Source organism: Streptosporangium sp. NPDC049248 (assembly GCF_040678965.1).
Lineage (GTDB): Bacteria > Actinomycetota > Actinomycetes > Streptosporangiales > Streptosporangiaceae > Streptosporangium > Streptosporangium fukuiense.
On the sequence record NZ_JBFAQY010000079.1, the window covers coordinates 1 to 1,905 of the forward strand.

At 64.6% G+C, this 1,905-nt stretch carries 1 protein-coding gene; it reads left to right on the plus strand.

Annotation, left to right across the window (positions count from 1 at the left end):
* Positions 1–339 precede the first annotated feature (339 nt).
* The coding region (locus tag AB0K21_RS44600) for a hypothetical protein (RefSeq protein ID WP_364159287.1) at positions 340–1,905 on the plus strand (1,566 nt) is incomplete at its 3' end.

A 1,905-nucleotide genomic window follows, 5' to 3' on the forward strand; every position in this document is an offset into this window, starting at 1 on the left:
ACGACCACCACTCCAAGAACCTCAAACAAAAGACCTACACCGAAACCCTCGCCCCCGTCACCACCGCCCACAAACTCCTCGAAACCTACGACACCGTGATTCACACCCCCACTCCATGACCGGCTGACAGCACAGACAACACCAGGCACGTGGTCCGGGGAACGAGGGGCGGAGTCATCGGCGCTCGTTCTCCCGGCCCGCGGCATAGGCGGATCCGCCATCGGCGGATCCGAAGGAGGACGATCGGTGAGATCGAGCAGAACCCGTGGCGGGTCGGTGGTAGCCCGTCTGGCCAGGGCGATAAGAGGGGGTCTTCCCCTTGTGCTGACAGCGTCGCTGTTGCACGGAACACTCGCGGCGCCCGCGCACGCCGAGCTGTCCCTTGACGGCCAGCAGCGGATCGACACCGTCTTGCACGCGGCCACGATGCGTCTACGCAGTCCGCAGCTTTTCAAGGACGTCGTACTCAGCCTGCTCCATGTGGCTGAGGTCACCCGCAACCCCGCCGCGAGCGAGGAGCACTACACCCAGGTCATCAAAGCGTCCGAGACCGGAATCGGCGCGAAGCTGGACCGCGCCTATCCCGGAGCCGGCCATGAGGCCGACGCCCTCGTCCGGATCGGCGCCTTGGCGGAGTCCGACCCGGTGTATCGCGAGATCGGTGTGGTGCTGAACGGACTGGTGAACGAACTACCCGCCTCCCCGCAGCGATACGACGACTGGCGGCAGTCCCTCTCCAGCCAGAGGTCCGCCGACGCCGAGGCGGCCGTCGTTCTGCGGGGGCTGAACGAGAAGGCGGCGGCGACGATCCGGGAGTTGAGCGCGCAGCGGGGGGCCGATCACCCCGCCGTCAGGGCGTGGAACGCCGAGATCGGTGCCGACTCCGGCATCACCGCGAGCGCCACGACCGACGAGCTGCTGCAGAGCTCGCCCCTGAAAGACGCCGTCGACCTTCAAGCAATCATGAAATTCCCGCCGAGCGACCCGAAGCATAAAGAAGAAATCGTCAAGCAGATGAACCAGTTGCTGGCCAAGAGCAATGAGAACGTCAAGCAGACGGTGAAGGACATCGAGGTTCTGCACAACGGAAGCGACGGCGCCTTCCTCTGGGTCACCTACGCGCCTCCCACCCCACCCAGTGCCTACGACCTGGCGGCGGAACGCGCCAAGACGCGGCAGGAGAGCATCAACGCGGCAGGGGAGGGGCTCAGGCTTCTGACCTCGATCCTTGGGCTGACCAATCCCAAGGAAGCGCAGAAGATGGCCGCCGTCTGTGACGGGGTCATCAAGGTCGCCACCGCCGTCAACGAATACCTTCCCAAGATCGCCGGCAAGGGCTGGCGGGAGGCGGTCTTCTCGGCCGGGACGGCGGACCTCGCCAAGACCGTCATCACCACGGTCGTCGCCCTGCTCCCGCTCTTCCAGGCCGGTCAGCCCAGTCCCGAGGAGATGATCCTCAAGCAGGTCGGCGAGCTCCGTCAGCAGGTGGCAGGCCTGCACAACGCGATGAACGAGCAGTTCACCCGGGTGAACAAGAATCTCAACGTCATCTACACCGAGATGCTGGGCAAGTTCGACGAGGTCCTGAAACTGCAGCAGGTGTCGGTCGCCCAGCTCACCCAGATCCAGGGACAGCTCCACGGCATCGAGCAGAAGGTGGACACCTGGTCGAGCGAGATCATCAAGTCCCTGCAGAACGATCACCTCAAGAATGTCCGGGCGGCGCTGAGCCAGCATCTCCGGTATCGCGAGACCCATCAGCAGCCGATCCCGACCGTCGGAGAGTTCGACAGCACGATGAACCTGGTTCATTTCGCTGGGACGTCGCAGGCGCGGGAGGCTCCGTTCGTGCCCAGCAGGGGCAGTTATCCCACTCATGAGAACGATCCGGTGGCCGCGCTGGAT